Annotated in this window: 4 protein-coding genes; 3 read left to right on the top strand and 1 reads right to left on the bottom strand. The window is 73.3% G+C overall.

Annotation, left to right across the window (positions count from 1 at the left end; all coding sequences use genetic code 11):
• Positions 1-623 (bottom strand): LacI family DNA-binding transcriptional regulator (locus tag ABEB16_RS13860; RefSeq protein ID WP_345712831.1); only part of this gene is annotated, 623 nt, incomplete at its 3' end.
• A 136-nt stretch (positions 624-759) separates the two neighbouring features.
• Between ABEB16_RS13860 and ABEB16_RS13855 the strand changes: the two genes are divergently transcribed.
• The 3 genes from ABEB16_RS13855 to rhaD form a co-directional block, all read left to right on the top strand.
• A complete protein-coding gene (locus tag ABEB16_RS13855) occupies positions 760-1,158 on the top strand; it encodes an L-rhamnose mutarotase (protein WP_345712830.1) in 399 nt (132 codons plus the stop codon).
• Positions 1,148-2,317 (top strand): L-rhamnose isomerase, encoded by a 1,170-nt coding sequence (gene rhaI, locus ABEB16_RS13850; RefSeq protein WP_345712829.1) that lies wholly within the window; start codon positions 1,148-1,150, stop codon positions 2,315-2,317. The genes ABEB16_RS13855 and rhaI overlap by 11 nt, the downstream gene beginning before the upstream one ends.
• A 70-nt stretch (positions 2,318-2,387) precedes the next feature.
• A partial coding sequence (rhaD, locus tag ABEB16_RS13845; RefSeq protein WP_345712828.1) for a bifunctional rhamnulose-1-phosphate aldolase/short-chain dehydrogenase occupies positions 2,388-3,641 on the top strand: 1,254 nt, incomplete at its 3' end.

Below are 3,641 nucleotides of genomic sequence, written 5' to 3'. Positions count from 1 at the left end.
CCGGCGTCGGCGAGGGCGGCGCGCGCCCCCGCGAGGCGGTCGTCCACCTGCTGCAGGCCGGCCGGCCCGCCGGCGAACGCGATGCGGCGGTGGCCGCGCTCGAGGAGGTGGGCGACGGCCAGCCGCCCGCCCTGGACGTCGTCGACGCCGACCGAGCAGGTCCGCCCGCCGGGGGCGGTGCGGTCGACGAGGACCACGGGGCGCCGGCTGGCGAGCAGTTCCCCGATCCGCTCGGGGGAGGTGTCGACGGGGGACAGCAGAACCCCGGTGACGCGCTGTTCGCCGAGGACGTCGAGGTGGTGGCGCTCGCGGGCGACGTCCTCGTGGCTGCTGCAGACCAGCAGGACGAGGTCGGCGGCGTCGGCGGCCTCCTGCGCGCCGCGGGCCACGTCCGCGAAGAACGGGTTGGCCACGTCGAGGACGACGAGCGCGAGGAACCGGCTGCGCCCGGCGCGCAGGTGGCGGGCGGACTCGTTGCGCACGAACCCGAGGTCGGCGATCGCCTGCTGCACGCGCTCGCGGTTGGTGGTGGAGACGGCGTCGGGGCGGTTCAGGACGTTGCTGACGGTCCCCACGGAAACACCCGCGCGCGCGGCGACCTCCTTGATGCTCACGGGGGGCATCTCAGGATGCTAACGGGCGCCGGGTGGGGGTGGGGCCCTTGACGCGACCGTCCGCGCGTCGTACCTTGGCGATGTCATGAAACGTTTCACAAAGGAGTGGCGCGATGACGCGATCACAGGTGTCGGGGGAGCGGCGGTGAGCCGGGTCGTCATCACCCTGCAGGTCCGCCCCGACCGGCTCGAGGAGTACCGCGAGCGGCACGCCGCGGTGTGGCCCGAGATGCTGCGCGCGCTGCGCGACGCGGGCTGGAACGCCTACACGCTCCACCTGCGACCCGACGGCCTCCTCGTCGGCGTCCTGGAGACCGACGACCTCGACGCCGCCGTGGCCGCCATGGGCGCCACCGACGTCAACGCCCGCTGGCAGGCGGAGATGGCCCCCTTCTTCGCCGGGCTGGAGGAGGCCCCCGACCGCGCCATGCGCCCCCTCGAGCTCGTCTTCGACCTCGACGCCCAGCTCGCCGCCGCCGGCGAGGCGACCACCCAGGCCCCGACCGACCGGAACCCCGACCAGGAGCACAGCCATGACCGTTGACGCACAGGACGCGCTGCAGGCCCTGCGGGGTTTCGGGATCGAGCTGCCCTCGTGGGCGTTCGGCAACTCCGGCACCCGGTTCAAGGTCTTCCCCCAGCCCGGCGTCCCCCGCGACCCGTTCGAGAAGATCTCCGACGCCGCGCAGGTGAACCGCCACACCGGCGCCGCGCCGCGGGTGTCGCTGCACATCCCCTGGGACCTGGTCGACGACTTCGGCAAGCTCGTCGCCCACGCCGCCGACGAGGGCGTCGCGATCGGGGCGATCAACTCCAACACCTTCCAGGACGAGGACTACAAGCTCGGCTCGCTCACCCACGCCGACCCCCGGGTGCGCGCCAAGGCCGTGGCCCACCACGTGCAGTGCATCGACGTCATGCGCGCCACCGGCAGCCGCGACCTGAAGATCTGGCTGCCCGACGGGCTGAACTACGCCGGCCAGGACGACATCCGCGACCGGCAGGAACGCCTGGCGGACTCCCTGCGCGAGATCTACGCAGCCCTCGACGCCGAGCACCGCATCCTGCTCGAGTACAAGATCTTCGAGCCGCACTTCTACACGATGGACATCCCCGACTGGGGCACCTCGCTGCTGCACTGCCTGGACCTGGGCCCCCAGGCCACCGTCGTCCTCGACACCGGCCACCACGCCCCCAGCACGAACATCGAGTTCATCGTCGCCCAGCTGCTGCGCGTCGGGCGGCTGGGGGCCTTCGACTTCAACTCCCGCTACTACGCCGACGACGACCTCATCGTCGGCTCGGCCGACCCCTTCCAGCTGTTCCGCATCATGAACGAGATCGTGCGGGCCGACGCGCTGCGCCCGGACTCCGGCGTCAACTTCATGCTCGACCAGTGCCACAACATCGAGGAGAAGATCCCCGCGCAGATCCGCTCGGTGCTGAACGTGCAGGAGGCCACCGCCAAGGCCCTGCTCGTCGACCGCGCCGCGCTGCGCGCCGCCCAGCAGGCCGGTGACGTGCTGGCCGCGCACGCTGTCCTGATGGACGCCTACAACACCGACGTGCGCGCCCCGCTGGCCGACCTGCGCGAGTCCCAGGGCCTGCCGAGGGACCCGGCCGCCGCCTACCGCGCCTCCGGGTACGCCGCCAAGATCGCCGCCGAGCGCGTCGGGGGCGCCCAGGCCGGCTGGGGCGCCTGACCCCGCAGCACGCGTCCCGCCAGCACCCCGCAGCGACCCCCGCCCCGACCCCTCCCCGAGGAGAACCAGCATGAGCACGACGTCCGAAGCGCTGATCGCGCGCAGCAACCGCCTCGGCGCCGATCCGCGCAACACCAACTACGCCGGCGGCAACACCTCCGCCAAGGGCGTCGACCGCGACCCCGTGACCGGCGGGGACGTCGAGCTGCTCTGGGTCAAGGGGTCCGGCGGGGACCTGGGCACCCTCACCGGGGCGGGGCTGGCGGTGCTGCGGCTGGACCGGCTGCGCGCCCTGGTGGGCACCTACCCGGGCGTGGAGCGCGAGGACGAGATGGTCGCCGCGTTCGACTACTGCCTGCACGGGCGCGGCGGGGCGGCGCCCTCCATCGACACCGCGATGCACGGGCTGGTCGACGCCGCGCACGTGGACCACCTGCACCCCGACTCCGGGATCGCGCTGGCCACCGCCGCCGACGGCGAGGCGCTGACCAAGGAGTGCTTCGGCGACCGCGTGGTCTGGGTGCCCTGGCGCCGGCCCGGTTTCCAGCTCGGCCTCGACATCGCCGCCGTCAAGGAGGCCAACCCGCAGGCGATCGGCTGCATCCTCGGCGGGCACGGCATCACCGCGTGGGGCGCCACGAGCGAGGAGTGCGAGCGCAACTCCCTCGACGTCATCCGCACCGCCGAGCGCTTCCTCGCCGAGCGCGGCAAGGCGGAGCCCTTCGGCGCCGTGGTGCCCGGGTACGAGGCGCTGGAGGCGCAGCAGCGGCGCACCCGAGCGGCCGAGCTGTTCCCGCTGCTGCGCGGCCTGGCCTCCACCGACGCCCCGCAGGTGGGGCACTTCACCGACTCCGACGTGGTGCTCGACTTCCTCGCCCGCGCCGAGCACCCCCGGCTGGCGGCGCTGGGCACCTCCTGCCCCGACCACTTCCTGCGCACCAAGGTCAAGCCGCTCGTGCTGGACCTGCCCGCCACTGCGGGGCTGGAGGAGGTGCAGCGCCGGCTGCGCGAGCTGCACGCCGTCTACCGCGAGGACTACGCCGCCTACTACTCCCGCCACGCCGACGCCGACTCCCCGGCGATGCGCGGCGCCGACCCGGCCATCGTCCTCGTCCCCGGCGTGGGCATGTTCTCCTTCGGCCGCGACAAGCAGACCGCGCGGGTGGCCGGGGAGTTCTACGTCAACGCCATCAACGTCATGCGCGGTGCGGAGGCGGTGAGCACCTACACGCCCATCGAGGAGTCGGAGAAGTTCCGCATCGAGTACTGGGCGCTGGAGGAGGCCAAGCTGCAGCGGATGCCCAGGCCCAAGCCGCTGGCCACC

Origin of the sequence: Kineococcus glutinatus, assembly GCF_039542765.1 — a bacterium.
Taxonomy (GTDB): Bacteria; Actinomycetota; Actinomycetes; order Actinomycetales; family Kineococcaceae; genus Kineococcus_A; species Kineococcus_A glutinatus.
This window is presented reverse-complemented; position numbering and strand designations above follow the sequence as displayed.

Coding starts and splice junctions, on each gene's coding strand:
- rhaI (WP_345712829.1), top strand. CDS start 1,148: ATGACCGTTGACGCACAGGACGCGCTGCAGGCCCTGCGGGGTTTCGGG.